This is a genomic window from Paucibacter sp. Y2R2-4, from assembly GCF_025717535.1.
In the GTDB taxonomy this organism is placed as follows: domain Bacteria; phylum Pseudomonadota; class Gammaproteobacteria; order Burkholderiales; family Burkholderiaceae_C; genus Paucibacter_A.
Window position 1 is genome coordinate 634125 of sequence record NZ_JAJIRO010000001.1, and the last position, 25346, is coordinate 659470.

The 25346-nt window shown below is 62.7% G+C and carries 17 protein-coding genes; 9 read left to right on the forward strand and 8 right to left on the reverse strand.

All coding sequences use genetic code 11. The features are described 5' to 3' along the window. The first annotated feature begins 9 nt into the window (after positions 1-9). The 3 genes from LNV06_RS02760 (at position 10) to LNV06_RS02770 (ending at position 3356) form a co-directional block, all read left to right on the forward strand. Positions 10-1347, forward strand: a complete 1338-nt coding sequence (locus LNV06_RS02760; RefSeq protein WP_263536704.1) for a GH1 family beta-glucosidase — start codon at positions 10-12, stop codon at positions 1345-1347. Next, positions 1344-2243 carry a glycoside hydrolase family 16 protein gene (locus LNV06_RS02765; protein ID WP_263536705.1) on the forward strand — a complete coding sequence of 300 codons (900 nt, stop codon included), beginning with the start codon at positions 1344-1346 and terminating at the stop codon, positions 2241-2243. Before LNV06_RS02760 ends, LNV06_RS02765 begins: the two co-directional genes overlap by 4 nt. A 72-nt stretch (positions 2244-2315) precedes the next feature. Beyond that, the gene (locus LNV06_RS02770) at positions 2316-3356 is read left to right on the forward strand and encodes an ABC transporter ATP-binding protein (protein WP_263536706.1); all 1041 of its coding nucleotides are present in this window, start codon (positions 2316-2318) and stop codon (positions 3354-3356) included. A gap of 33 nt (positions 3357-3389) precedes the next feature. Here LNV06_RS02770 and LNV06_RS02775 read toward each other — a convergent pair whose 3' ends face one another. The 3 genes from LNV06_RS02775 to LNV06_RS02785 form a co-directional block, all read right to left on the reverse strand. Next, positions 3390-4217 (reverse strand): transporter substrate-binding domain-containing protein, encoded by an 828-nt coding sequence (locus tag LNV06_RS02775; protein WP_263536707.1) that lies wholly within the window; start codon positions 4215-4217, stop codon positions 3390-3392. Positions 4218-4496: 279 nt separating this feature from the next. Further along, on the reverse strand, positions 4497-5837 hold the full coding sequence (locus LNV06_RS02780) for a DUF1501 domain-containing protein (protein ID WP_263536708.1): 1341 nt from the start codon (positions 5835-5837) through the stop codon (positions 4497-4499). 16 nt (positions 5838-5853) lie between these two features. After that, on the reverse strand, positions 5854-7491 hold the full coding sequence (locus tag LNV06_RS02785; protein WP_263536709.1) for a DUF1800 domain-containing protein: 1638 nt from the start codon (positions 7489-7491) through the stop codon (positions 5854-5856). A 97-nt stretch (positions 7492-7588) separates the two neighbouring features. On the opposite strand from LNV06_RS02785, the gene LNV06_RS02790 reads away from it, so the two are divergent. The 3 genes from LNV06_RS02790 (at position 7589) to LNV06_RS02800 (ending at position 15815) form a co-directional block, all read left to right on the forward strand. Beyond that, positions 7589-9331 carry a DUF885 domain-containing protein gene (locus LNV06_RS02790; RefSeq protein ID WP_263536710.1) on the forward strand — a complete coding sequence of 581 codons (1743 nt, stop codon included), beginning with the start codon at positions 7589-7591 and terminating at the stop codon, positions 9329-9331. 86 nt (positions 9332-9417) lie between these two features. Further along, positions 9418-14262 (forward strand): NAD-glutamate dehydrogenase, encoded by a 4845-nt coding sequence (locus LNV06_RS02795; RefSeq protein ID WP_263536711.1) that lies wholly within the window; start codon positions 9418-9420, stop codon positions 14260-14262. 173 nt (positions 14263-14435) lie between these two features. Further along, positions 14436-15815, forward strand: coding sequence for a DUF3422 family protein (locus LNV06_RS02800; protein WP_263536712.1), 1380 nt, complete (start codon positions 14436-14438; stop codon positions 15813-15815). A gap of 47 nt (positions 15816-15862) precedes the next feature. Here LNV06_RS02800 and LNV06_RS02805 read toward each other — a convergent pair whose 3' ends face one another. Next, positions 15863-16387, reverse strand: coding sequence for a hypothetical protein (locus LNV06_RS02805; protein ID WP_263536713.1), 525 nt, complete (start codon positions 16385-16387; stop codon positions 15863-15865). 361 nt (positions 16388-16748) lie between these two features. On the opposite strand from LNV06_RS02805, the gene LNV06_RS02810 reads away from it, so the two are divergent. After that, positions 16749-17450 carry a hypothetical protein gene (locus LNV06_RS02810; protein ID WP_263536714.1) on the forward strand — a complete coding sequence of 234 codons (702 nt, stop codon included), beginning with the start codon at positions 16749-16751 and terminating at the stop codon, positions 17448-17450. Positions 17451-17534: 84 nt separating this feature from the next. Here LNV06_RS02810 and LNV06_RS02815 read toward each other — a convergent pair whose 3' ends face one another. From LNV06_RS02815 to LNV06_RS02825, 3 genes are all read right to left on the reverse strand, one after another. Continuing rightward, complete coding sequence (locus LNV06_RS02815) at positions 17535-18257, reverse strand: riboflavin synthase subunit alpha (protein WP_263536715.1); 723 nt, start codon at positions 18255-18257, stop codon at positions 17535-17537. 64 nt (positions 18258-18321) lie between these two features. Further along, on the reverse strand, positions 18322-18717 hold the full coding sequence (locus tag LNV06_RS02820; protein ID WP_318013420.1) for a GFA family protein: 396 nt from the start codon (positions 18715-18717) through the stop codon (positions 18322-18324). A 24-nt stretch (positions 18718-18741) separates the two neighbouring features. Beyond that, positions 18742-19095 (reverse strand): ArsC family reductase, encoded by a 354-nt coding sequence (locus LNV06_RS02825; protein ID WP_263536716.1) that lies wholly within the window; start codon positions 19093-19095, stop codon positions 18742-18744. Between the two features lie 24 nt (positions 19096-19119). On the opposite strand from LNV06_RS02825, the gene aat reads away from it, so the two are divergent. Further along, positions 19120-19974, forward strand: a complete 855-nt coding sequence (aat, locus tag LNV06_RS02830) for a leucyl/phenylalanyl-tRNA--protein transferase (protein ID WP_411970041.1) — start codon at positions 19120-19122, stop codon at positions 19972-19974. Between the two features lie 2 nt (positions 19975-19976). Continuing rightward, a complete protein-coding gene (locus tag LNV06_RS02835; RefSeq protein ID WP_263536717.1) occupies positions 19977-20720 on the forward strand; it encodes an arginyltransferase in 744 nt (247 codons plus the stop codon). Positions 20721-20770: 50 nt separating this feature from the next. Here the strand turns inward: LNV06_RS02835 and LNV06_RS02840 are convergent, their stop codons facing one another. Next, on the reverse strand, positions 20771-25186 hold the full coding sequence (locus LNV06_RS02840) for a bifunctional diguanylate cyclase/phosphodiesterase (protein WP_263536718.1): 4416 nt from the start codon (positions 25184-25186) through the stop codon (positions 20771-20773). Between the last annotated feature and the right edge of the window lie 160 nt (positions 25187-25346).

Below are 25346 nucleotides of genomic sequence, written 5' to 3' on the forward strand. Positions count from 1 at the left end.
GCCACTCCCATGCACAAGAAATTTCCTTCCGACTTCCTGTTTGGCGTCGCCACCAGCAGCTTTCAAATCGAGGGCGCCGTCCATGAACACGGCCGCGGCGAATCGATCTGGGACCGCTTTTGCCGCCAACCCGGCGCCATCAGCGACGCCAGCAATGGCGACATCGCCTGCGACCATGTGCATCGCCTTGAAGAAGACCTGGACCTGATTGCCTCGCTGGGCGTCAACTGCTATCGCTTCTCGATCGCCTGGCCACGAGTGCAAGCCCTGGGCCACGGCGCTTTCAACGAGCAAGGCCTGGACTTCTATCAGCGCCTGGTGGACGGCCTGCTCAAGCGGAGGATCAAGCCGGTCGCCACGCTCTACCACTGGGACCTGCCGCAAGCACTGCAAGACCAGGGCGGTTGGGCCAATCGCGAGACGGTGCATCGCTTTGTGGACTACGCCCGCCATGTGCAAAAGCACCTGGGTGACCGGCTGCACATGATCTCCACCCACAACGAGCCCTGGTGCGCCGCCACCCTGGGGCATGACGTCGGCATCCATGCGCCGGGCATCAAGAACCGCGCGATTGCCGCGCAGGTCTCGCACCACTTGATGCTGAGCCATGGCCTGGCTCTGCAAGCGATGCGCGCCGACGGCGCCACCGCCAACCTCGGCATCGTGCTGAATATGGGCCCCAGCGTGCCGGCAACGCCCATGCCCGACGATATTGCCGCCGCCCGCCGCGCCGACGCCCTGAGCCGCCGCTGGTACAGCGACCCGCTGCTGCGCGGCCAGTACCCGCAAGAAATCATCGAAGAACTCGGGGCCGACGCACCGAAGATCGAAGCCGGCGATATGGCGATTCTGCAAACGCCAATGGACCATCTGGGCATCAACTACTACACCCGCCATGTGGCGCAGGCCTCGGGCCAGCACTGGAGCGCCCGCGCCCACGGTCTGCCGGTGAGCGAGATGGAATGGGAAATCTACCCCGAGGGCCTGACCGACATCCTCTGCCAGATGAAGGCCGACTACCCCCATCTGCCCCCCGTCTTCATCACCGAAAACGGCGGCGCCTTCCCTGACAAAACGCCGGCCGAAGGCCCGGTGCAAGACTTGGATCGCCTGAGCTATCTGCAAGAGCATATGGCCGCAGTCACGGTGGCACGCGAGCGTGGCGTGCAAGTGGACGGTTATATGGTGTGGAGCTTGATGGACAACTTCGAGTGGGGCTTTGGCTACTCCAAGCGCTTTGGCATCGTCCACGTGGACTACGACACGCTCAAGCGCACACCCAAGGCCAGCGCGCTCTGGTACCGCGACTTTTTGCAGCAATGGCGCAAAGACGGAGGCCAGGCATGAAGCCAAGCAAGAAGCTAGGCGCAGGCCTCGCTCTGCCCAAGCCACTGCTGCCGGCGGTCTTGGCGCTCTTGGTCGGTTGCGGCGGAGGCGGCAGCGTGGCTGCCACGGCCGAAACGAACGCTAAGCCGGCCACGCCGACCGCTTCGACTTGGACCTTGCTCTGGTCCGACGAATTCGACGGCCCGGCCGGCAGCGCCCCCAATGCCTCCCACTGGAGCTATGACCTCGGCAACCAAGAAAGCAATGGCTGGGGCAACCACGAGTTGCAGTACTACACCGCCTCCACCCGCAACACCTTCTTGGACGGTAAAGGTTCGCTCATCATCAAGGCCGAGGCTCAGCCCAATGCTGGCCCCTGCTGGAATGGCAAGCCCTGCGCCTACACTTCGGGCCGCATCCTCAGCCAAGGGAAGGTCACCTTCACCAACGGCAAGATCGAAGCTCGCATCAAGGTCCCCAGTGGCCAAGGCATTTGGCCGGCCTTCTGGAGTCTGGGCGCCGACAAGCTGCCCTGGCCGGCCGCCGGCGAAATTGACATCCTGGAGTATGTGGGCAAGACGCCCAATAGCGCCTACGGTACCGCCCATGGTCCGGGTTACTCCGGCGCCCAGGGCATTGGCAAGCCCTTTGACTTCAAACAGCCGGTGGCAGACGACTTCCATGTCTTCAGCATCATCAAGCGGCCCAATGAAATCATCTGGCTGGTCGACGGCGTCGAATACCACCGCCTGACGCCCGCCACCCTGCCCGCCGGCGGCAGCTGGGTGTTCGAGCGATCCTTCTTCCTGATCTTGAACCTGGCCGTGGGTGGCGACTGGCCCGGCTCGCCCGATGCCAGCACCGTCTTCCCGGCTCAGATGAGCGTGGACTGGGTTCGCATCTACAAGGAGAACTGACTTGGCCTCAGCACTGCACAGCCCAAGTGACAAGACGAGCGGCATGACAAGCGCCATGACAAGGGGCATGAATTGAGCCAAGTTCTCATCCAAGACCTGAACATCCGCTTTGGCGGCAATGAGGTCATCCAAAAGCTCAATCTCGAGGTCAAGTCCGGTGAATTTCTGGTGCTGCTGGGTCCCTCGGGCTGCGGCAAGTCCACGCTTTTGCACAGCATTGCTGGCCTCAATCCCATCAGCGGCGGCCGCATCTTGATTGGCGGCCAAGACATGAGCACCGCGCCGCCCAGCGAGCGCGGTCTGGGCATGGTGTTTCAGAGTTATGCCCTCTACCCGCATATGAGCGTGCGCGACAACCTGGGCTTTCCGCTGCGCATGGCCGGCCTGCCCAAAGACGAGAAAGATCGCCGCATCGCCAAAGCCGCTGCCATGTTGCAGCTGGAACCCTTGCTGGAGCGCCGCCCCGCGCAGCTCTCGGGCGGCCAGCGTCAGCGTGTGGCCATCGGCCGTGCGCTGGTGCGCGAAGCCGACTTGCTGCTGCTGGACGAGCCGCTGTCGAATCTGGATGCCAAGTTGCGTACCGAGCTGCGGCGCGAGCTCAAGCAGTTGCACGCACGCCTGAGCAACACCATGATTTACGTGACGCACGATCAGGTCGAGGCCATGACGCTGGCCACCCGCATCGTCGTCATGTATCAAGGCCAGATCTTGCAGATTGGAAGCCCGGCCGAGGTCTACGAGCGCCCCAGCAGCTTGCGCGTGGCCAGCTTTGTCGGCTCACCCAGCATCAACCACTTGCCCGGTGAATTGCGCGCAGGCCAGTTTTGCGCCGGTCCACTGCAACTGGCCGGCCCCTCGGTCGATGCCGGCGCCATCAGCCTGGCGGTGCGTCCCGAGGATGTCTTGATTGGGCCTGATCAGCCTTTTGCAGGCGTGGTCGATCTGGTGGAGCCGCTGGGCAACCAGCATCTGCTGTGGATGTCGGCGGGAGAACGCACGGTTTGCGCGGTCTTGCCGGGGCAAGCCAATTTGGCTGCGGGCGATGCCGTGCGATTTGGCTTCGATGCCCAGCGCCTGCATTGGTTTGACGCTGCGGGGCACCGCCTAGGCTGAGGCTGAAGCTCAGGCCTTAGCTCGGGCCTGAGCTCAGGATTTACGCAGCAGCGGCTGAATCAGCCGTTGCCGCACCAGCGGGTGCCAGAGTTTCGGGTCTTGCTGCAGGCTCTCGGGCGGCTGGTCGGGGTTGTCCAGGATCAGCCAGCGCCGCTCGGCCAGCTGTGATTTGCGCACCTGCCAGCCGACCGCCTTGTCATGCAGGGCCTCAAAGCTGCCATCCGCTTGAATCACTCGCCATCCCTGGCGCAGCCTGGCCGCCAACTCGGGGCGCTTGTGGCTGACCATGAAAGCAAAGGTCGAGGGATAGGCAATCGCCCATTGCTTGAGCACCACCAGATTCGGCAGCGCATCCACGATGCCATAAGCCTCGTCCGAAGCCAGCGCGAACAAATCAAAGCGCCGCCGCTCCAACATGGCCTGAAAAATCGACAGCTTGGGAAGGCGCTGCACGCGCCAGGCATTGGCTTCCAGCACCGCCGCATCCGGCCAATGCGCTACCTGAGCAATGCTGAAACGGCGCGCCTGCGCCAGCGTCTGCACATCTTCAAATTCCGCCTGGCGGCTCGCCAGGCAGATGGGCAGGCGAATACCGTTCAGCCCGCGACGCAAACAGCCGCGCACCTGCAGGCCATCGGCCTCTCGGGCGCGCGAGTTCATGCTGGCCACCACATCCAATTCACCGCTGCGTAACTCCAGCATGGTGCGGCTTTGGGTGATGTTGTCGCGCGGCGGTACGGGATCAAAACGATAGGGGCCATGACTGGGCACCGTCTTGTTCAGCAGCAAGGTCAGCACCGCCAGCGCAAAGGAATCTTCCTCGCCTTGCAAGGGCTGCATATCGTGCCGCACCGTCATCATCGCAGCCGATTTGCTCTGCGCCCCCGACGCAGAGGCACTGGCCGCGCCGCTAGTAACGGCACTCGCTGTGGTGTTTGCAGTTGCGCCGGCAAGGCCCAAAGACCAAACTGGCCCAGCGACACCCAGTGCCGTGGCCGTAGCCAAACAACGCCGTCGAGCCAAAAGGTTTGCTTTGCTTTCTGATGCTTCTTGCATCAGGGCAGTCTAGGTCAGCAGCGGCAGATTCCTGGCCAGCCTGCGCTAGGGATTTTCCCCGCCGCAAAAACTGAGCAAAAAGTCTCAAGCCCGCAGAATCCGTCCACCATCACGCCAGCTGCCGCTGAGCCCGGGGAACACCTGAGCCAAGCTGGCATCCGGCACACCCAGATGCCGCTGCAGCAGGGCCGCAAAGACCTGGCGAAAGTCGCTGGTCACCGCCAGATCGCGCCCCTCCACCAAGGCGGCCGAGTCCAAACCCGGCCATTCGCCCAGCACCTGAGCGCCCGCCACGGGGCCGCCCATCAGCCACATCACATTGCCGCGGCCATGGTCGGTGCCGCCGGTTCCGTTTTGCCGCAAGGTGCGACCAAATTCGCTGCAAACCACGATCACCGTGTCGCGCATCGCATCGCCCAGACCCTGGCTGAGCGCCTCCAGCCCTTCGCCCAGGCTGGCCAGTTTGTTCGCCAACTGGCCCTCGGCGCCGCCCTGGTTCACATGGGTGTCCCAGCCGCCCACCGAGGTGAAGGCCAGCTGGGTGTGCGGGTCACGGCGAATCAGCTGGCCCATGCGCCGGGCATCGGCGGCAAAAGAGCGCGCCGACGCAGCGCCTTGATCGGCTTGTGAGGCCAATTGCGCGGCTCGGGCGCTGGAAACATCACTCGAACCCTCGCGCGAGCCTTCATGCGCCCCCATGTCAAGGCTGGCCTTGGCCATGCTGCGCTGCATCTCGGCTCGCCCTTCGCGGCTGTCTTGCAAACTGCGCGACAAGCCCGGGTCTTGGGCATAAAGCTTGGCCAAGCCGGCCTGCAAGCGCGGGTCGTCGATCGCCTTGCTGTCGAGCGCGCGTGGCCCCAGGCCCAAGCTCGCCACCGACGCCGTGCCCGAAAAGATGCGCGCCGGCGTTGCCCCCATGCTGAGCGCCCGCGTCGGCGAGGCCGGCCCCGGCAGCGTGGCCAAAAGGCGGTTCATCCAGCCATCCGGCGTGCTTTTGACACCAGGCGTACCGCTCTCCCAATAGTCTTGCGCATCAAAGTGCGATCGGCTAGCGTCCGGAGAGCCGCTGGCGTGCACAAAGCTCAGGCTCTGAGACTCCCACAGCGGCAGCAATCGGGCCAAGGCGGGGTGCAGGCCAAACTGCCGATTCAAGCGCATCACGCCGCCCGGCTCGCCCGGTCTGCCTAAGCGAATGTTGCTGCGCGACGCCTGGTAGTCGCGGTCTTCAAAAGGCACGACGACGCTGAGGCCATCGATCGCGCCTCGCAACATCAATACCACCAACTTGCGCGCACCGCCGCCCGAGGCCGGGGCGCCAACTTGCGTTGCCGGCCAGGCCTTGAAGCTCCAGCCCGCGCCAACAGCAAATGCGGAAGCCGTGGTGAACGCTGAGGCTTGCCCCAGAAACCGACGCCGTGTAGTCATGAAGGCAGGCCTCTCATCAAAAATGCATGAAGTCTGGGCTGCCCAGCAGCAGGGCCAGACGCAAATCCGCCGGCTCGGAGGCCAGAGCTTGGCGGCTGCGCTCAGACAGGCTGGCGCCCAAGGTGACTTGCAGATCGTTGCTGCTGAGCTGGCCGCTGCCGGCGCTGCGGCCAGCACGGATCAGGCGTTGCGCCCATTGCATGCGTTGCGCCAAGGCCTCGGGGTTCATCCAGGCCTCGCTGGTGTTTTTGTAGCCATCCGGCGTGGCCGCGCCGTACAAAGGCATGCCGGCCCGAGCCAGATGGGCCAGCGCACCCGGTGCGTCATCGAGTTGGACGCCGCTGGCGCGCAGGCTGGAGATCAGGTAACGGTAAGGCGACTTGATCTTGCTCTGAAAGGCCTCTCGGCTCCAGAACTGCTCTGAATCCAACAAGCTCTGCACCAGCACCCGCAGATCGCCCTGGCTTTGCAAAAAACGCTCAGCCAGATGCGCGACCAAGGCCGGCGGCGGCACATCGCTGACAAAGGCTTGCGCAAATTTAAAGGCCAAATGACGCGCCGTAGCGGGATGGGCAGCCAACACATCCAGCGCCATTTCGCCCTCTTGCTGACCGGCAGCCTGCACCTGTCGGCCCAACCATTGCTTGCTGCCGCCGTCATGGCGAGCCGCGTCAAAAATGAACAAGGAAGCTCGCTGAGACTCGCCAGCGCGCAGCACCGCGCGGTAGTCCACCGTCCAGCCGGTCAAGATGCGAGCCAGTTCAGTCACATCGCGCTGGGTGTAGCCGCCGTCCACGCCCAAGGTGTGCAGCTCCATCAACTCGCGGGCATAGTTTTCATTCAGGCCCGAGGCACGCGGCGCGGCGCTATCCCCCATGCGGGCGCGCCGCGCCTGGGCGCGGGCCACGGCGGCCGAATCCGACCCCACGCTTTGCGCGTTGTCCAGATAAATCAGCATGGCCGGATGCTTGGCCACGGCGCCCAGCATCTGTCGGAATTTGCCGAACACAAAAGGCCGGATCGCCTCGCGCTCATAGCTGCCCACCAAGGCCCCAACAGGTCCTTTACCGGCATAGACATTGAAGTGGTTGAACCAGAAGTCCACCAACACTTCTTCCAACTGCGCCGGAGAAGCCAAGGCCCGCAAGAGGCGCTGCTTGGACGCCTCCAAGACCAGGGGCCGAATCAAGTCGCGTCGGCTTTGCTCCGCCGACTTCATCGCCTGTTCTTGCTGCGCGGCAGCCGGCGCGGACTTCTCCCCATCCTTGCCGCTCTTCTTGCCAAGCTCGCGCGCTTGGCGAAAGCGAGCCAGCAGGGCCGCCTGGCTCAGGCTCAAGGTCTCCAGCGCCTGCAACTGCGCTTGCAGATCCTGCGGCAAGGAGGACGCCGACTGCATCTGTTGCTGCAGAAACTGCTCTAGCCAAAGCCCGGGACCCAGCCGTCGCATAGCGCTCACCTCAGCCGGGCTGGGGCCGAAGCCCAGCCGGTTCAGCGCGTGAAAGGCCCGCTCTTCGGCGCTCAAGACCTCCATGGGTGCGCTGACAGCGCGCGCACTGGCGGCCCAGGTCAACGCCGGACTCAGGCCCGCCAACAGACCCTGTAGCAACAGTCGGCGGCTCGGCGCAGCGCTCCCATAGACGGATAGGCTTTTCATGCCTAGGATGATGCCGTTCGCCCTGGGGGCCAGGTGTTGCCTGATTGAAAAATATTGTGAAGCGCTGCCCCAGCTCCTCTTGATGTCCCCTTCGCCCATGCTTCAAACCATTTCCGAAACTTCTCAAGCGGTCCAGCAACTGCACGCCCTCTTTGCCGAATGCTGGGAGCGCGAGCTGGCTGAGAACCCCATCACCGCCAGCTATATCGGTGACCCTCGATTCAACGCCCTGTGGCCCGACCTGAGCCCCTCCGCCCTGGCCGCCAGCGAGGCCGCGAACCGCGATGCGCTGGCGAGGCTGCAAGCATTACCTCGCGAACCCCTGCCGGCTGAGGAGCAGCTGAACTTCGATCTCTTCCAGCATGAGTTGCAAGCGCGCTTGGCGGTGCTGCCTTTTCAGCCGCTGGCCTATGCCATCAGCGCGCGTGAAGGGCCGCAAAGCCTGAATGAGTTGGCCGAGATCATGCCGCTGGACAGCGTGGCCGATGTGGAAGTCTGGCTGCAGCGCTTGCGTGGCCTGCCCCGCTATCTTGAGCAGTACAGCGCCCTGCTGCGCCAGGCCGCTCTTGAGGGCCGCACCCAGCCGCGCTTGCTGATGGAGCGGGTGCTGCCGCAGTTGCAGATGCAGGTCGATCCCAAGGTGCAGGCCGACCCCAGCCAAAGCCCGTTTTTCAGCGCCTTCGCTCGGCTGCCGGCTCGCTTGGGTGATTCCGCCATTGCGCGGCTGCAGTCCGAGGCCAAGGCCGTCATCGCGCAAGCCGTCCTGCCCGCTTACCAAGCCTTCAAAAGCTATTTTGAAAACGAATACCTGCCGGCCTGCCGCGACTCGGTGGGCATCAGCGACACCCCCGAGGGCTTGGCTTACTACCAAAACCGCATCGAGTTCCACACAACCACCCGGCTCACCGCCCAAGAGATTCACCAGATTGGCTTGGACGAAGTGGCCCGCATCCATGCCGAGATGAAGCGGGTGATGGACGGCCTGGGCTACTCGGGCAGCCTGGCGCAGTTCTTTGAATTCCTGCGCAGCGATCCGCAGTTCTATTGCCAATCGGCCGAAGAGCTGTTTGCGGCCTATGTGATGTGCGCCAAGAAGATCGAGCCCGAGTTGTGCAAGCTCTTTGGCAAGCTGCCACGTACGCCTTATGGTCTACGGGCCATACCGATGACCAGCGCGCCCAACACCACGGCCGCCTACTACAGCGGCCCTTCGGACGACGGCCTGCGCGCAGGCTTCTACTACGTCAATCTCTACCGCCCCGAGATGCGACCCAAGTACGAGATCGAGGTGCTGACGGTGCATGAGGCGGTGCCCGGCCATCACTTGCAGATCGCCTTGGCGCAAGAGCAGCAAGACCTGCCCAAGTTCCGCCGCTTTGCCGGTTACAACGCCTACCTCGAAGGCTGGGCCCTGTATGCCGAGACCCTGGGCTTTGAGTTGGGCCTCTACCAAGACCCCTACTCCCACTTTGGCCAACTCACCTACGACATGTGGCGCGCCGTGCGCTTGGTAGTAGACACCGGCCTGCACGCGCTGGGCTGGTCGCGCCAGCAAGCGATTGACTATTTCCGCGCCAATGCGGCCAAGACCGAGGTCGATATCGTCAACGAAGTCGACCGTTACATCGGCTGGCCGGGCCAAGCCCTGTCCTACAAAATCGGCCAGCTGCGGGTACTGGACATGCGCCGCCGAGCGGAGGCCTCGCTAGGCCCGAGCATTGATATCCGGGCCTATCACGATATGTTGTTGGACGGCGGCGCGCTGCCGCTGGACCTGCTGGATCGCAAGGTTGACGCCTGGATCACGGCGCAACAAACACGGCCACAGACCGGGCAATGAAATTTAAGAAGGCCGGTCTTTTCGGCCAGCTGTTGTTTTTGAGGTCGTGACGCTGAGGCACACTCATGGTTCCAAGGAGACAAGCAATGACTGACCCTCTCAACGCGCTACAGCGCGAACGGATCGATGCGGTAATGGCCCTGGCCGCCACCCGTCAACAAGCGCCCGAACAACGGGCCCTGGTCGAAAACTTTGGGCGCGAGTACTTCCGCCGTGTCGATGCCGAGGACTTGCTGTCTCGCTCGCCGGAAGACCTGCTGGGCGCCCTGCTCTCACACCTGCAGTTCGGCGCCAAGCGCCAGCCGGGCCAGACCCTGGTGCGGGTATTGAGCCCCAGCGTGGCCGACAACGGTTGGGCCTCACGCCACTCGGTCATCGACATCGTCAATGACGACATGCCCTTCTTGGTGGACACCACCACCATCGAGATCAACCGCCAGGGCTTAACCCTGCATTTGATCGTGCACCCGATCTTTGCGGTCGAGCGTGACGAGGCTGGCCAACTCAAGGCAATTGGCCCGCGCAGCGAAGGCGCCGAAGCCGCCAATGTCAAACGCGAATCCTGGATGCATATCGAGGTGGATCGCATCATCGACGCGCAGCAGCGCGCCGAATTGCTGGCCGGCATCGAGCGAGTGCTGGGCGATGTACGCGCCGCCGTGCAAGACTGGCAACCCATGGTGGGCCAGCTGCGCGCCGCCATTGCCGAGATGGAAAAAGCGCCCGCCTCGCTGAACCCCGCCGAAGTGCAAGAAAGCCTGGCCTTTTTGCAATGGCTGGCCGATGACCACATGACCTTGCTGGGCTACCGCGCCCATGAGCTGATTGTGGACAAGGGCGCCGATGCGCTGCGCCTGCTGCCCGGCAGTGGCCTCGGCCTGTTGCGTGAAACCGAGCAAGAAAAGCTCTCCGCCAGCTTCTCGGCCCTGCCCGAGAATGCCCGCGCTCTGGCGCGTGCGCCCTCGCCGATTCTGGTCATCACCAAGGCCAACACCCGCTCCACAGTGCACCGCGCCGGTTACACCGACTACGTGGGCGTGAAGCGATACAACGCCGCCGGCGAGGTGATTGGCGAACATCGCTTCATCGGTCTGTTCACCTCCACCGCCTACAGCGCCCGCGTCTCCGAGACGCCGCTGCTGCGCCAGCGCGTGGACGCCATCACCCAGCGCGCCGGTCTGCCGCCGGGCGGCCACCTGGCCAAGGCCCTGCAACACATTTTGGAGACTTATCCGCGCGACGATCTCTACCAGATCTCCAATGATGAGTTGTTCGAAACCTCGCTGGGCATCCTGGCCCTGGGTGAGCGCCAGCGCCTGCGCCTCTTCGTCTGCCGCGACCCCTTTGACCGCTTCTTCAGCTGCTTGGTCTATGTGCCTCGCGAGGCCTACTCGACCGATATGCGGATCAAGTTCCAAGCGATCTTGATGCAGGTCTTCAGCGGCAGCAGCGCCGAGTTCGATGTGCAGTTGAGCGACGCCGTCTTGGCCCGCATCCACTTCACCGTGCGCACCACGCCGGGCCAGGTGCCGGTGTTTGACCGCAAGGATGTGGAGGCCAAACTGACCGCCGCGGCACGCCGCTGGGACGACGATTTGCGCGATGCGCTGATCGACGCCGAAGGCGAGGCCCGCGGCCTGGAATTGTTCAAGCGCTGGAGTGCCGGCTTCCCGGCCGGCTACCGCGAGCGCATCAGCGCCCGCGCCGCCGTACCCGATGTGGTCAAGCTCGCCAGCCTGAGCCCCGAATCACCGCTGGCCCTAGCCCTTTACCGGCCGCTTGGGGCCGAGCCCGGCACCTTGGGCTTCAAGGTCTACCGCATGGGCGGCGCCGTGGTCTTGTCCGACAGCCTGCCGATGCTGGAACATATGGGCGTGCGAGTGCTGGGCGAGCACAACCACCGCATTGCCGACGCCAGCAACGCCGGCGCGGCCGTGTCCTTGCATGACTTCGAGCTGCAAGCCAGCGTCTCGGATGAGATCGAACCCGAAGCCCTGGCGCGCTTGTTTGAAGACACCTTCGCCCGGGTCTTCAACGGCGAGGTTGAGAACGACGACTTCAACCGCTTGGTGCTGCGCGCGGGCTTGTCCAACGACGAGATCGTGGTGCTGCGCGCCTACGCCAAATACCTGCGTCAAATCGGCTTTGCGCTCTCTCAATCGGCCATCGAGGCCACGCTGGCCGCGCACCCGCGCATCGCCCGCATGCTGGTGACTTTGTTCAAGCTGCGCTTTGATCCGCAAGCCCATGATGAGCTGGGCGCTAACGCCCAAGTCAATGGCATCGAGCGCGCGCTGGAGAAGGTCTCCAATCTGCAGGAAGACCGGGTCTTGCGCCAGTTGCTGGCCTTGATCCAATGCACGCTGCGCACCAATTTCTGGCGCACCGGCGTCGGCCACAGCGGTGCAGCCGGTCCACGCCGTCAGTTCCTCAGCTTCAAGCTCGATTCGCGCAAGGTGCCGGGCCTGCCGGAGCCCCGGCCGCTGTATGAGATTTTTGTCTACTCGCCACGCTTTGAAGGCATTCACTTGCGCGGCGGCAAGGTCGCCCGTGGCGGCCTGCGTTGGTCGGACCGGCCCGAAGACTTCCGCACCGAGGTGCTGGGCCTGGTGAAGGCGCAGATGGTGAAGAACACCGTCATCGTGCCGGTCGGCAGCAAGGGCGGCTTTGTGCTGAAGAAGGCGCCGCCCGCTTCGGACCGCGACGCTTTCATGAAAGAAGGCATCAGCTGCTACCAAGACTATCTGCGCGCCCTGCTCGACCTGACCGACAACTACGCCGGCTCGCAAGTGGTGGCGCCGCCGCAAGTGATCCGCAAGGACGAGGATGACCCGTATTTGGTGGTGGCGGCCGACAAGGGCACGGCCACCTTCTCTGACTACGCCAACGCGGTCAGCGCCGAGTACGGCCATTGGCTGGGCGATGCCTTCGCTTCCGGCGGCAGCGTCGGCTACGATCACAAGGCCATGGGCATCACCGCGCGTGGCGCTTGGGAATCGGTGAAGCGCCATTTCCGCGAACTCGGCGTCGACACCCAAAGCCAAGAGTTCACCGTCGTCGGCGTGGGCGATATGAGCGGCGATGTGTTCGGCAACGGCATGCTGCTGTCGCCCCATATCCGTTTGCTGGCGGCTTTTGACCACCGCCATGTCTTCATCGACCCGAACCCGATTGCGGCCACCTCCTTTGCCGAGCGCGAGCGTTTGTTCAAGCTGCCCCGCTCGGCCTGGACCGACTACGACGCCTCGCTGATCTCGGATGGTGGCGGCGTTTGGGCGCGCTCAGAAAAATCGATTCCGATCTCGCCGCAAGCGCAAAAGGCCTTGGGCATCACCGCCGATCGGCTGCCGCCAAATGAGTTGCTCAGCGCCATTCTGAAGGCGCCGGTTGATCTGCTTTACAACGGCGGCATTGGCACCTACATCAAGTCCGGCAGCGAGGTGCATGCCGATGTGGGCGACCGCGCCAACGACGCCTTACGCATCAATGGTGCGGAGCTGCGCTGCAAGGTGGTCGCCGAAGGCGGCAACCTGGGCTGCACCCAACGCGGCCGGGTGGAAGCCGCGCTGCACGGGGTGCGCATCAACACCGATGCCATCGACAACTCCGCCGGTGTCGACACCTCCGACCATGAGGTCAATATCAAGATCCTCTTGGGCTTGGCCATGGGCGACGGCGAGATGACGCTGAAGCAGCGCAACACTTTGCTGCCGCAGATGACCGACGAGGTCGCCGCGCTGGTGCTGCGTGACAACTACTTCCAGACCCAGGCCCTGTCGATCGCCGGCCGCCAAGGCGTGGCCTTGATCGACCAGCAAGCGCGCTTCATCCGCTTCTTGGAAAAGCTTGGCCTCTTGAACCGGGCCATCGAGTTCTTGCCCAGCGATGAAGAAATCCAGCAACGCAAGGCGCGCGGCGTGGGCCTGACCGGGCCTGAGATGGCGGTGCTGCTGGCCTATAGCAAGATGTGGCTGTCAGATGAGCTGATGGCGTCGGACCTGCCCGAAGACGGCTGGATTGGCACCGCGGTGGAGCGTTACTTCCCCGGATTGCTGCGCGAGAAGTTCGCCGGCTACATCCCACGCCACCCGCTGAAGCGCGAGATCATCGTCACCCATGTGCTCAACAGCATGTTGAACAGGGTGGGCTCAACCTTTGTGCACCGCCTCAGCGAAACCTGCGGCGCCAAGCCGGCGCAGATCGTGCGGGCTTATCTGGCCACCCGGGAAGTGTTTGGTTATGTGCCGATGTGGCTGAAGATCGAGGCCTTGGACAACAAGGTGCCCGATGCAGTGCAAGCCGAGATGATCAATGATCTGGGCCGCCTGGGCAGCCACGCCACCATCTGGTTCTTGCGCTCGCGGCGCCTGAACGAACCGATGGAGGCGCTGTTCAAACGCTTTGCGCCCGCAGTGGCAACCCTGCGCGGCCGCCTGGTGGCCGACCAAGCCATGTCGGCGCGCGCCGAAGCCTGGATTGCCGCCGGCGTGCCGGCCGAGATTGCGCAAGAAGTGGTCAGTGCTGACTCGCTGTTTGCGGCCCTGGACATTGCCGAGATCGCCGACGCCACCCAGCAATCGCTGGAGGTGGTTTGCGAGGTGCATGCCAGCCTGGGTCAACGCCTGGGCCTGGAGCGCCTGCGTCAGCAAATCGAAGCCTTGCCGGCCGGCAGCTATTGGCAGACCCAGGCCAAAGCCGCGCTGGGCGATGATCTCTCGGGCTTGCAGCGCTCGATTGCGCTTGATGTGCTGGGCAACGGGTCCAACGCTGAGGCGCAGGCTGATGCAAGCGCCATGCTGGCCGACTGGGACCAACGCAACCACGATGCGTTGGAGCGCGCGCAAAAGCTGCTCGCCGAACTGAGCGAGGCCCAGGGCGTGGATCTGGCCATGCTCTCGGTGGCGCTGCGCGAGTTGCGCAACCTGGCCTAAACTGGGCCCCAGGGGCTTGCTGCGTTCACCCAAGACACAGCAAGCTCGGCGAATTGGCTTTGTGCGCCGGCATCACCTGCCGGCGCACCCATGTTTGCGACAAGGCGAATCAAGAAACTCGCGCCGCCCGCCGGTAGTTTTCTCCCTCGGTCCCCACATGAAGCCGCTTCGCCATGTCCACTCAAGCTCCCTCGCCTGCTTTACCGCACAAGCCCCCACTCGCTGAGCCCGGGGTCTTGCCACCCGACGACGCCCTGCGTCTGATCCTTCACGACGAAGTTCACGCCCGCCCCTCCGCGCGGATCCGCTTGCCGGCCTTGGTCATCACGGTGGCCCTGCTCAATGAAGGCGTGAGCCGCGAGCAGGAATGCGAACACCTGCGGCGCCTGCCTGGCCAGGAGGGTTTGCAATTGGGCGAGATGCAAGGCAATTTCTTGCGCCTGCGCGGTGAAGGCCATACCGTCAAATGGGAGCGACACGGCGAATTCACCCGTTATGCCATCGTCCAAGCGCTGCCCGAACACGCCAAACTCGGCGCGACCGAGCCCGAGCTACTCAGCGGTATGGCCGTGGCCTCAGACTGGCTGCGCACCCTGCCCGGTCGCACGGTGGCCGCCGTCGAGCTCGTCATGCTGGAGCACGACATCAAGCCACCGGAAGCCGCGCTCGCACTGGCCCAGCAATGGTTTGGTGGCCGCACGGTGCTGGGTTCGATGATGGGCAATTCGGAAGAAACGCCGGGTCTGGGCCACTCCATGGTGGTGAGCAATTTCCGGCTGCGGCCCAGCGGCTTTGAGCGTATGTTGGTCTTGGCCCCCAAGGGCACCAGCCCGACCCGAGCCGGCCGCATCTCGCAGCGACTGCTGGAGTTGGAGATCTACCGCCTGATGGCCTTGCGTGGCCTGCCTGTGGCCAAGGAGTTGGCGCCCGTGCTGGCGCAGGCCGAGGCCGAGCTGGCCGAGGTGACGCTGAAGCTGGAAGCCAGGCTCGCCTCTGAGGGCGACCTGCTGGACACCCTCATCCATGTGGCGGCGCGCGTGGAGCGCGCCACGGCCGAGCATGCCTATCGTTTCGCGGCCACCGAGGCTTATGCCAACTTGGTGCGCCAGCGCATCATCGAACTGCGCGAAAAGCCCATTCCCGGAACCCAAACCTTGGGCGAATTCATGCAGCGAAGGCTCTCACCCGCGATCGCCACCGTGGCGGCGACCAGCCAGCGGCTGGCCTCCTTGTCGCAGCGGATTGAGCGGGTCAGCGCCTTGCTGCGCACCCGGGTGGACATTGCCACCGAACACCAAAACCAGCAGTTGCTGGCCAAGTTGACGCGCGGCCAAGACCTGCAACTGACTTTGCAGACCACGGTGGAAGGCTTGTCAATTGCGGCGATTTCCTACTATGTGGTCAGTCTCTTGCTCTATGTCGCCAAGGCCTTGAAATCAGCCGGGCTACCGATCAATCCCGAGTTCTGCGCCGGCGCCTTGATGCCGGCCGTGCTCTGGATGGTCTGGCGCACCAGCCGGCGCATCCACGCCAAGGTACAGCAAAGCAGCTGAGGCAGCTGAGTGACTCAAGTGCAAACTGAGTGACTCCGACTCGAGACCTAGCCGCGTGCCGGATGTGAGGCGCTGCGCCGCCGCAGCGCCCAGGTCAGCACAGGTGCACGGTGGCGCAGCCAAGCGCCGCTTGGCGACGCTGCGGAAGCTATTGCAGCTGTCGCCTCGTCTACCGCAGGGCTCATGCATGCACCCGACTCGCCGGCCAAGCCTTGCAAGGCTTGCTGCATCTGGGTCAGAGCCGAACGTGTGGCCTGCAGCTGTGCTTTTTGACGCTGCAGCACCGGCACCGCAGCTTCGGGGAAGGCTGCGATATCGGCCTCAAAACGAAGCAACCAACGCTCAAGCAGCACCAGCAAAAAGTCCATCTCCTGCTGTGCTGCCGGATGGCCGCATTCAAAGCTTTGCAAACAATGGTTCAACAGTTGGCCAATCGGCACACCGTCGAGCGCGGCGGCTTGCTCCGCCCCCGAATGGACCCACCAATCGCGCAGCTGTTGCGCCGTGGACAAGGCGGGCGCTTGCAAAGGACCGGAAAAAGCAGTGTTCGATGCTTGCGACGGTGTTTCCATAAAACTCCTCACGGGCCAAGCTCAATCAATAAACGGCTTGACCGAATGGCAGCGCAGTGTAGGAGCCCGCCTCGCTTTTGTGATCAATTCACATCAAACTTTTCTGCTTTTTGGGGAGGAGGCCACGCTGAACGAACTCCTGCCGAAAACCCTAGGCCTCACCCTGCCCCTCGTCTGGATCGCCTCAGGTTTTTACGCCTTGAACTGAGCAAAACGCCGATCACTTTGACTCAAAACAATTCATATCGATTGACAGCGCGGCCAGGCGGTCGATAGCATCAACCCCCTGGCTTTCAGGCTGCCTGCTGTTGATGCGCTTGGCCTCAATAGCTCGCGGGACTGGGCCTCAGGGGAGAAGCACATGCCATCGATGCAGCAAGAACACGGCCCACGTACGGCCATTTCTGCCGGTCCGCAACGAGTCGCACCCAGCTTGGCCAAGGGCTTGCAAGAGGAGCTGACCAAGGCCCTGTCGCTGGCGCTGAGTCAGCTTGAGTTGTTGGGTCGCCCTGGCTCCAAGCGCGGGCGCCTTGCACAGCGCAAAGCCCAGGAGTTCGTCGAATCGGCACTGGAAACTTCGCAGCTGCTGTTGGCCGATATGCATCGCGCTCCGGAACCCAGCAAAGCCGACTTACGAGACGCGGCCTCGTCGGCGGACTCCAATCACGAACTATTGCTGAACTTGCGCCGGCAAATGGCGATCAGCACCCACCCCAAAGTCCAATCCTTGCCGGTCTTGCACCAGGGCCCCTTGCCGGAATTGCCGCGCATCGTGGCGCGCACTTTGACCGAGGTGACCCTGCATTTGCTGGGCGGCTGTCCGGATGCTTTGTCAGGTCTCAGGATCAGCACCCTGGCGCATGGGCTGAGCCTGCAATTGCTGTGCAAACCGATGGCAGAGCGAGAATCGGCAGCCGTCCGCTTGCGGCTTGAAGGAGAACTCGCAGGCGGGGCCGCCACTCGACTGGCCTTGGTGGGTGCCGGCATCGGCCCAAGCCAAGCTCAGCACACCGATGTCTTGATCAGCATTGTGTGGCCGGCGCAGGCCGACGATACGCACTGAGACCGGCAGCACTGGAGCAATACTCAAGGGACACGAGGCAGACGCCGCGCCCCTTTTGCGCTATCGCCCTGCGGCACTCTGCATTCAAGCGTCTTTGCGCAGGCCCGGCGCCAAAGCCAGATCCTCAAGGTCCAAACCCTGTTGCAGCAGCAGCTTCTCGAGTGCAGGCAACAAGGGGCCCAGACGCTCATCCACCGCATCGCGAACCGTGTCCACCAAGACCTGGGTTTGGCGCTCGATTTCGATATTCAATGATGCGCCAACGGCTTTGTCGCCAAAGGTGGTCATGCGCAGCGTCTCGGGGATCAGCCAGACCTCAAACCAGCCTGAGCCCCCCGGCTCACGGCCGGCTTCAGCCACCGTCAAACTGGCGCCATTGATGGCGATATAGCCCTTGGCAAAGATGTAGCGCATCCACGGCGCAGGCACGCCAATGCGCAGCACATGGTTGTTCTCTGGCTGACGGATGGACAGCAGTTGCGCTTTGAAATCCACGTGGCCAGACAAGGGGTGACCGCCGATCTCCGCCCCATCGCGCGCCGCGCGCTCGACGTTGATGCGGCTGCCCAAGCTCAGCGCCCCCAAGGTGGTCAGGTTCAGGCTTTGCTGCATCACATCAAAGTCTGCGCGCTCAGCTTCCACTTCAAGGCGGGTCACAGTCAGGCAGACGCCGTCACTGGCCACACTGGCACCGATTTCTAGGCCAGCACAAAAGCCCGGCGGGAACTGCAAAGTGAAACTGCGAAGGCCGGGCCGGTCGGAGATGGCGGCCACTGTGGCCACGCCTTGAACAATGCCTGTGAACATGGAGCGCGAGCAAAAAAGAGAGCGAAGAAAAGTGCGCGGAGCTTAACAGTTGAGCTATTCCCACTCAGGGAATGTGCTCTGCATCGGCGGGAGGCGTGACCCAAGCATGCTTGCGGTCCTCGTAGACGGAGACCCATGGGGCAGGAAAGCTCGGGTCCGCAAAGGCCCCGACGGGGATGGCCAGAAAGTCCGCCAGGCCTTCGAGCTCGTAATAGACGGTCGCGCCACACTGAGGACAAAAATGGAAGCGGATGCTGGAGCCCTCATCACCCACCCGCAGGTACTCGCGAGACTCGCCTGCCAGCGACACGTCTGCACGATGAAACCTGGCCTGTTGGCCGAAGACACTGCCTGTTCTGCGCTGGCAAGCCAAGCAGTGGCAAATTGAAATCCGAACCGGTTCACCGACGACCATCGCCGTGAGCTGACCGCAACTGCAGGACGCGAAACGCTGAGTCATGGGATGAGCCGCTGGCGATGATCTTCAGGCCAGATGTTCAGCAAAGGCCTCAGCCTTGAAGCCGACGCTGACTTTGCCGTCAGGCCACTCCACCACCGGGCGCTTGACCACGCTGACATGCTGAAGCAAAAGCGCTCGCGCGCTGGCGTCGTCGACGACCGCCGCCTTGCTGGCATCGTCCAAGCCGCGCCAGGTGGTGCCTTTGCGGTTGACCAGGGTTTCCCAGCCCACGGCGTCGAGCCAGTGATCCAACCGGGCTTCAGGCACGCCTTGTTTCTTGAAGTCATGAAAGTCGAAGTCCACCCCCTGCTCGCTGAGCCAGGTGCGGGCTTTCTTGACCGTATCGCAATTGGGAATACCGTAGACCGTGATTTTCATAAGCGTCACGCTACCATACTGCCAATGATTCAATGGATCGACGACCCCAGGCAAGACTTCCCGCCCAGCGACAGCGCGCTGGGGCCAGACTCTGATGCGCCTGGGCTCCTGGCGGCTGGCGGTGACTTGCGCCCCGAGCGTCTGCGGGCTGCTTATTCGCGTGGCATTTTCCCGTGGTACGGGCCGCAACAGCCGCCGTTGTGGTGGGCGCCCGACCCTCGCATGGTGCTGCAAACCGCCAATTTCAAACTGGCGCGCTCGCTGCGCAAAACGGTGCAGCATTTCATTCGAACACCGGGCTGCGAAATCCGTGTCGACAGCGCCTTGCCCGAAGTCTTGCGGGCATGTGCCGGCGCGCCGCGCGAGGGGCAATCAGGCACCTGGATACTGCCTGAGATGCAGGAGGCCTACTTGGCCTGGAACGCACAGCAGGGCTGCGTGCACAGCATCGAAACCTGGATCGACGGCGAGCTGGTCGGTGGGCTGTACGGCGTCAATCTGGGGCGCATGTTCTTTGGCGAGTCGATGTTCATGCGGCGCACCGATGCCTCCAAGATTGCACTGACCGCCCTGGTCTGCCTGTGCCGCCACCACGGCATCACCTGGATTGATTGCCAGCAAAACACCCGACACCTGGCGTCTCTGGGCGCTGCTGAGTTGCCACGGGCTGACTTTGAGGCGTATCTGCAAAGGGTGCTTGCACAGCCGGCACCGAGCAACTGGCAGTTTCATCCGGCGCTGTGGGCTTTGCGCGGCGAAGATATGAGACCTGAACTGACGCTTGAAGGCGAAGCCGCTGCGACGCATCAAGCCGCAGACACCGACAAAACCGCCAAGACCACTGATACGGCCGAAACCAATCGGCAAACCCTTCTCTGACCGTGACCTACCCCAAGGAACTTCCGCTGGCGCAACTGCAGTTTTACGCGACTGCGGCCTACCCCTGCAGCTATCTGCCTGATCGTAGGGCGCGCTCGCAAGTGGCCACGCCCAGCCATCTGATCCACGCCGACGCTTATTCCGGCTTGGTGGCGGCCGGCTTTCGGCGCAGCGGCCTGTTCACCTACCGGCCTTTTTGCGAAGGCTGCAAGGCCTGCGTGCCCATGCGCATCCCGGTGGCCGACTTTGCGCCTTCGCGCAGCCAGCGCAGGGCCTGGAAGCAGCATCAACACCTGCAAGCCAAGGTGATGCGGCTGGGTTTTAGCCAAGAGCATTACGAGCTGTATTTGCGCTACCAGACTGGCCGCCACTCAGGCGGCGGCATGGACCACGACAGCGTCGATCAATACACCCAATTCCTGCTGCAAAGCCGCATCAATTCGCGCCTGGTGGAATTCCGCGAGCCCCAAGCCGATGGCAGCCTGGTCTTGAAGATGGTGTCGATTCTGGACATCCTCAACGATGGGCTTTCAGCCGTCTACACCTTCTATGAACCCGAGGAAGATGCAAGTTTCGGCACCTACAACGTCTTGTGGCAGATCCAGCAGACCCGCGATCTCAAGCTCAGCCATCTCTACCTCGGCTATTGGATCGCCGAAAGCCCCAAGATGGCCTACAAGACCAGCTTCCGCCCGTACCAACTGTTGAAAGATGGCAGTTGGACTAGCCTGGACTCAGTGGCCTAGCGCCCATCCGAGCCGCTGATTTTTTACATGGCGCCACTCGCGCGCGGCACTCAATTTGAGGGCTTGGTTTGCGAATCGTCCTTGGCCGGCAGTTCCTGCGCGGGCACCGGCCGGCCAAAGTAGTAGCCCTGAAAGGCCTGGCAGCCCATGGTGGACAAAACCTCCAACTGCCCGGCGTTCTCTACGCCTTCGGCGATCACCTTCAAGCCCAGGCTCTGGCCCAGGGCCAGCACGGTCCGGGCAATCACCACGTCGTTCAGGTCGGTGAGCAGATCGCGCACAAAGGACTGGTCAATCTTCAGCTGATCCAGCGGCAGGCGCTTCAAGATGGACAAGGACGAATAGCCGGTGCCGAAATCATCCAAGGAGAAGCCCACGCCCAAGGCCTTGACGGCGCGCATCTTGGTGATGACGTCTTCCACGTCGTGGATCAGCATGCTTTCGGTCAACTCAAGCTTCAGCTGGTAAGGGCTGGCCCCCGTGCGCCGCAGGGCCGAAGCCACCGATTCCACAAAATCATCCTGGGTCAGCTGAGAAGCACTGACATTGACGGCCATGGTCCAAGGTGCGGTCATCGGGTCATCGGCCCAGTTGCGCAGCTGGGCGCAGGCAGTCTCCAACACCCACTGCCCAAGCGGCAGGATCAGGCCGGTTTCTTCCGCCAAAGGAATGAAGAACAGTGGTGACATCAAGCCATGTGTGGGATGACGCCAGCGCACCAGGGCCTCCACGCCATCGGGCTCGCCCAAGGCATTGACCTGAACCTGGTAGTACAGCGTGAACTCCTGCGCCGCCAAGCCTCGCCGCATATCGTGGGCCAAGCTCTGCCTCATCGCCACCGAGGCTTGCAAGACCGGGTCGTAAAAACAGGCCCGATTGCGCCCGCCCGATTTGGCCTGGTACATCGCCACGTCGGCCTTTTTCAGCAGTTCTTGGCGGCTTTCCGCCTCGCCCTTGAACACCACGATGCCAATGCTGGGCGTGCACACATGTTCTTGCCCGCGCAAGGCATAGGGCTGCGCCAAGATTTGCAGCAACTTGTCGGCCACGCTCTCGGCGGCCTTGGCCGCCTCTTCGCTGTTCGACCCCAAGGCTTCCAGCAAGACCACGAATTCATCGCCGCCAAAACGGGAGATGATGTCCCCATCACGAACCTGGGCACGCAGGCGCTCGGCCACCTGCTGCAGCAGTTGATCGCCAGTCTCATGGCCCAGGCTGTCATTGAGCAGCTTGAAGTGGTCCAGATCGAGCAATAGCAAGGCCGAATGCTCGCCGCTGCGCCCAGAATTTTGCAAAACCTGCGCCAGCCGATCCAGCAGCAGGCGCCGATTCGGCAGGCCCGTCAGCGGGTCATAGAAAGCCAGGCGGTGCATTTCCTCCTGATGTTGATGCTGGCTAGAGAGATCGCGCACCAAGCCCATGAAAGTGTCTTGTCCCTCAGTCGCCAATTCAGAAACGCTCAAAAGCACCGGGAACAAGCTACCGTCTTTGCGCAGTCCTTCGAGCTCGCAGGAGCGCCCCACGACATGGGGGGCCTCATCTCGGATGTAAGCGACCAGTTGCTCGCCTTGAAGGCTGTGCTGAGGCTCAGGCATCAACACGGAGAAACTGCGCCCAATCAGCTCTTCAGCGGCATAACCAAACATTTCACCGGCAGCACGACTGAAAGACAAAATCAAGCCTGAGGCATCGATGCTGATCACACCATCCTTCATATGATCCAGGATGGCTTGCGTGTGTTGAGCGGACTCTCGCAACTTTGCCCGGCCCGCCAATAGCTGCTGTTCGGCCTTTTTTTGCTCGCTGATGTCATTGAGCTGTGTCACCAAATGCAGCACATGCCCCGCCGGATCTTTCACCCCAGCCACCGATAACAAGCCCCACAGCACATGACCGTCCTTGTGGAAGTAGCGCTTGGTCATCACGTATGAATCGATTTCACCGCGCAATGTGCGGCGCATCTCGCGCAGGTCCAAATCGAGGTCTTCGGGCAAGCTCAAACGCTTGAAGTCCAGGCTCATCATCTCGGCTTCGGCATAGCCAAACATCTGACAGAGCTTGGCATTGACCCGCAGCCAGCTGCCCTCGGTCGAAACCAAGGCCATACCGATGGCCGAGCATTCAAAAGCACTCTTGAAGCTGGCCTCACTTTGCGCCAGCGCCTCCTCGGCCAACCAACGCGCACTGATGTCCTCATGACTGACCACGGCACCGCCGCCTTGCTGCTTCAGCGTGAAGGCACGCATACGAAACCAACGTTTTTGCGAGGGCGAGTGGCAGGGATAGTCCATGCTGAACTCGGTCCGGCGCCCCGCCAACACGTCTTCAATACCGCGCAGCGCCGGCAAGGCTTCATCGGCTTGAAGGTGATGATCAGCCTCGCGGCAGACCTCAAGATAGTTGATGCCGATGGAGCTCGTAGCCAACGTGGCCGAGCCGTTTTGCCGGGCGAATTCTTCCCAGCCTCGATTGACCGACATGATCACCCCATGCGCATCCAAGACGGCAATATGCTCGGTCAGTGCGTCGATCACCGCGGCGCTGAAGTTCTGTGCTTGACGCAATCGCTCTTCCGCCAACTTGCGTTCGCTGATGTCTTGCACCGTGCCGTAAAGACTCAAGGGCTCACCATCCGCGCTGCGCTCAAGCGCCCCATAGCCCAAGAGCCAACGACTGACGCCCCCCTCAGTACGAACCCGAAACTCGATGCCCCCTGGGTCGCGGCCCGACAAGCAAACGGCAAACCAAGACTGCACCGCTTCCCAATCATCCACATGCAAGAGTGATTGATATTCCTGCCCGAAGGCAGAGGGCAAAGGCGAGCCAGGCTCGATGCCATAGAGCTTGTAGGTCTCACTGCTCCAGGTCCGCTCACCACTTCGGACGTCCAGGCGCCAGCTGCCGATGTGGGCAATCGCCTGGGTGTCGTTCAGCAAGCGCTGCTGCTCGCGCACCGCACTGACATCTCGACCTATACAACTGAGGCTTTGCACATGGCCACTCGCGTCGCGCAGAGCCGAGATATGCCACTGCAGCCAGTGCACGCGGCCATGCCGCCCGACTTGGCGGTTCTCCCAGCGCAGACCCGTGGCCGCGCCAGCATCCAGCCACGCCCGCAAGGCTTGCAACATCGGCTCACGGTCGTCCGCATGAGCAAAGCTCAATGCCGATTGTCCAATGCAGTCCTTTGCCGGCAAACCGAAGACCTCTTCGGTCGCGCTATTGACGAATGTAAAACGGCCCGCACTGTCGATGCTGGCAATCAAATCAGGCGAATGCTCCACCAGGACGCGATAGCTGGCCTCGCTGTCTCGCAAGGCAGCATCGGCATCACGTCGCGCCTCTAGCACTTGTTGCAAGAGAAAGCCGACCCGCTCAATCTCGCCCCAATGCGCCAACTCTGCAGGAACCACCCCTTGCTTGCCCGCTTCGGCATCCAAGGCCTTGGACATCGCCACCAGCGGCCGGATGATGCTGCGCCCTAGTTGCAAAGCCAGCGCCAAGGCCAAACCCAAGGCCAGACCGCAAAGCAGCACGCTGCGCTGCAGGCGGCTGCGATGCTCGGCGAACAGTTCGTCCACCGGCAAGCCCACAAACAAACGCCACTCACCGCCGGCCACGGGTCGGCTGTAAAAAACACGCGACAGGCCAACTTGGTCTTGCGCATGGAAGTAGCCCGCCGCCTGCATTGAGTACGAACTACTGCTTAAACCCCTTGGGGCGCTTGCAGCCTCGTTCGATGCGAGCCCTGCCCCATAACCCGCAGCCTCAGCAGGAAGCAAAACAGATGGCGACAAGGGCTTGCCCACATGCTGAGCCAAGTCCTCGGATCGCAACAGCACCTTGCCTTTCTGATCGACCACGGTGATCAGGGCGTGCCGGGGTTGGCCCGCCATCAACTCCTCATTCACTTGCAGCAAATCGAGTGCGATGCGCAGCAGGCCAGCACGTTTACCGCTGTCGCCGTAGATGGGCATCGACAATGAAGAGATCCAACGGCCACTGATTTGCCCGAGCACAGCGCCGGACATCGCAAAACCATCTTTCGCCAGCGCCTCTTTGAACCACGCGGCATTCGCCTGCGGCAGACTCGGCGCGGCCCGCGGCAAGTAGGAGCAGACGACTTGCCCCTCCAGATCTCGCACCACCAGGGTGCTGAACTCTGTGTTGATCTGCGCGTAATTGGCGATCACTGGATCGCAATTGGTGGGGTCCAAGGCCCTGACCTGTGGCCGGGCAGCAATGCGAGTCAGCTGCGCTTGCGCTCGCTGAAGCGTGTTTTCCAAGCCCCCCGCCACATCGTCGGCCATCAGGCGCAAACGGTCTTGGGCTGCGGCCTCGCTGCGCTGCAAATCAGCGAGCAGCGTACCGACCAGCAGCAAAGCCGCCGGCAAGAAAGCGACCAGGGCAAGCAGAAAGATCCGCTGACGAATCGAAAGGCGACGGAACACGCGCTTCGGCATCATGGGCCCGGTTCAAAGAACACCCGGCAACTCTAGCGCCTCAACTGCTCGGCCAACACACAAAAAACTCAATAAATCAGGGGCTTAAGCATATTGCGTCGAAACCAAGGCTTCAGGCCAGCGACGCCAAGGTGGGCGGGTCCAGGGTCAGGTCTTGCCCTCC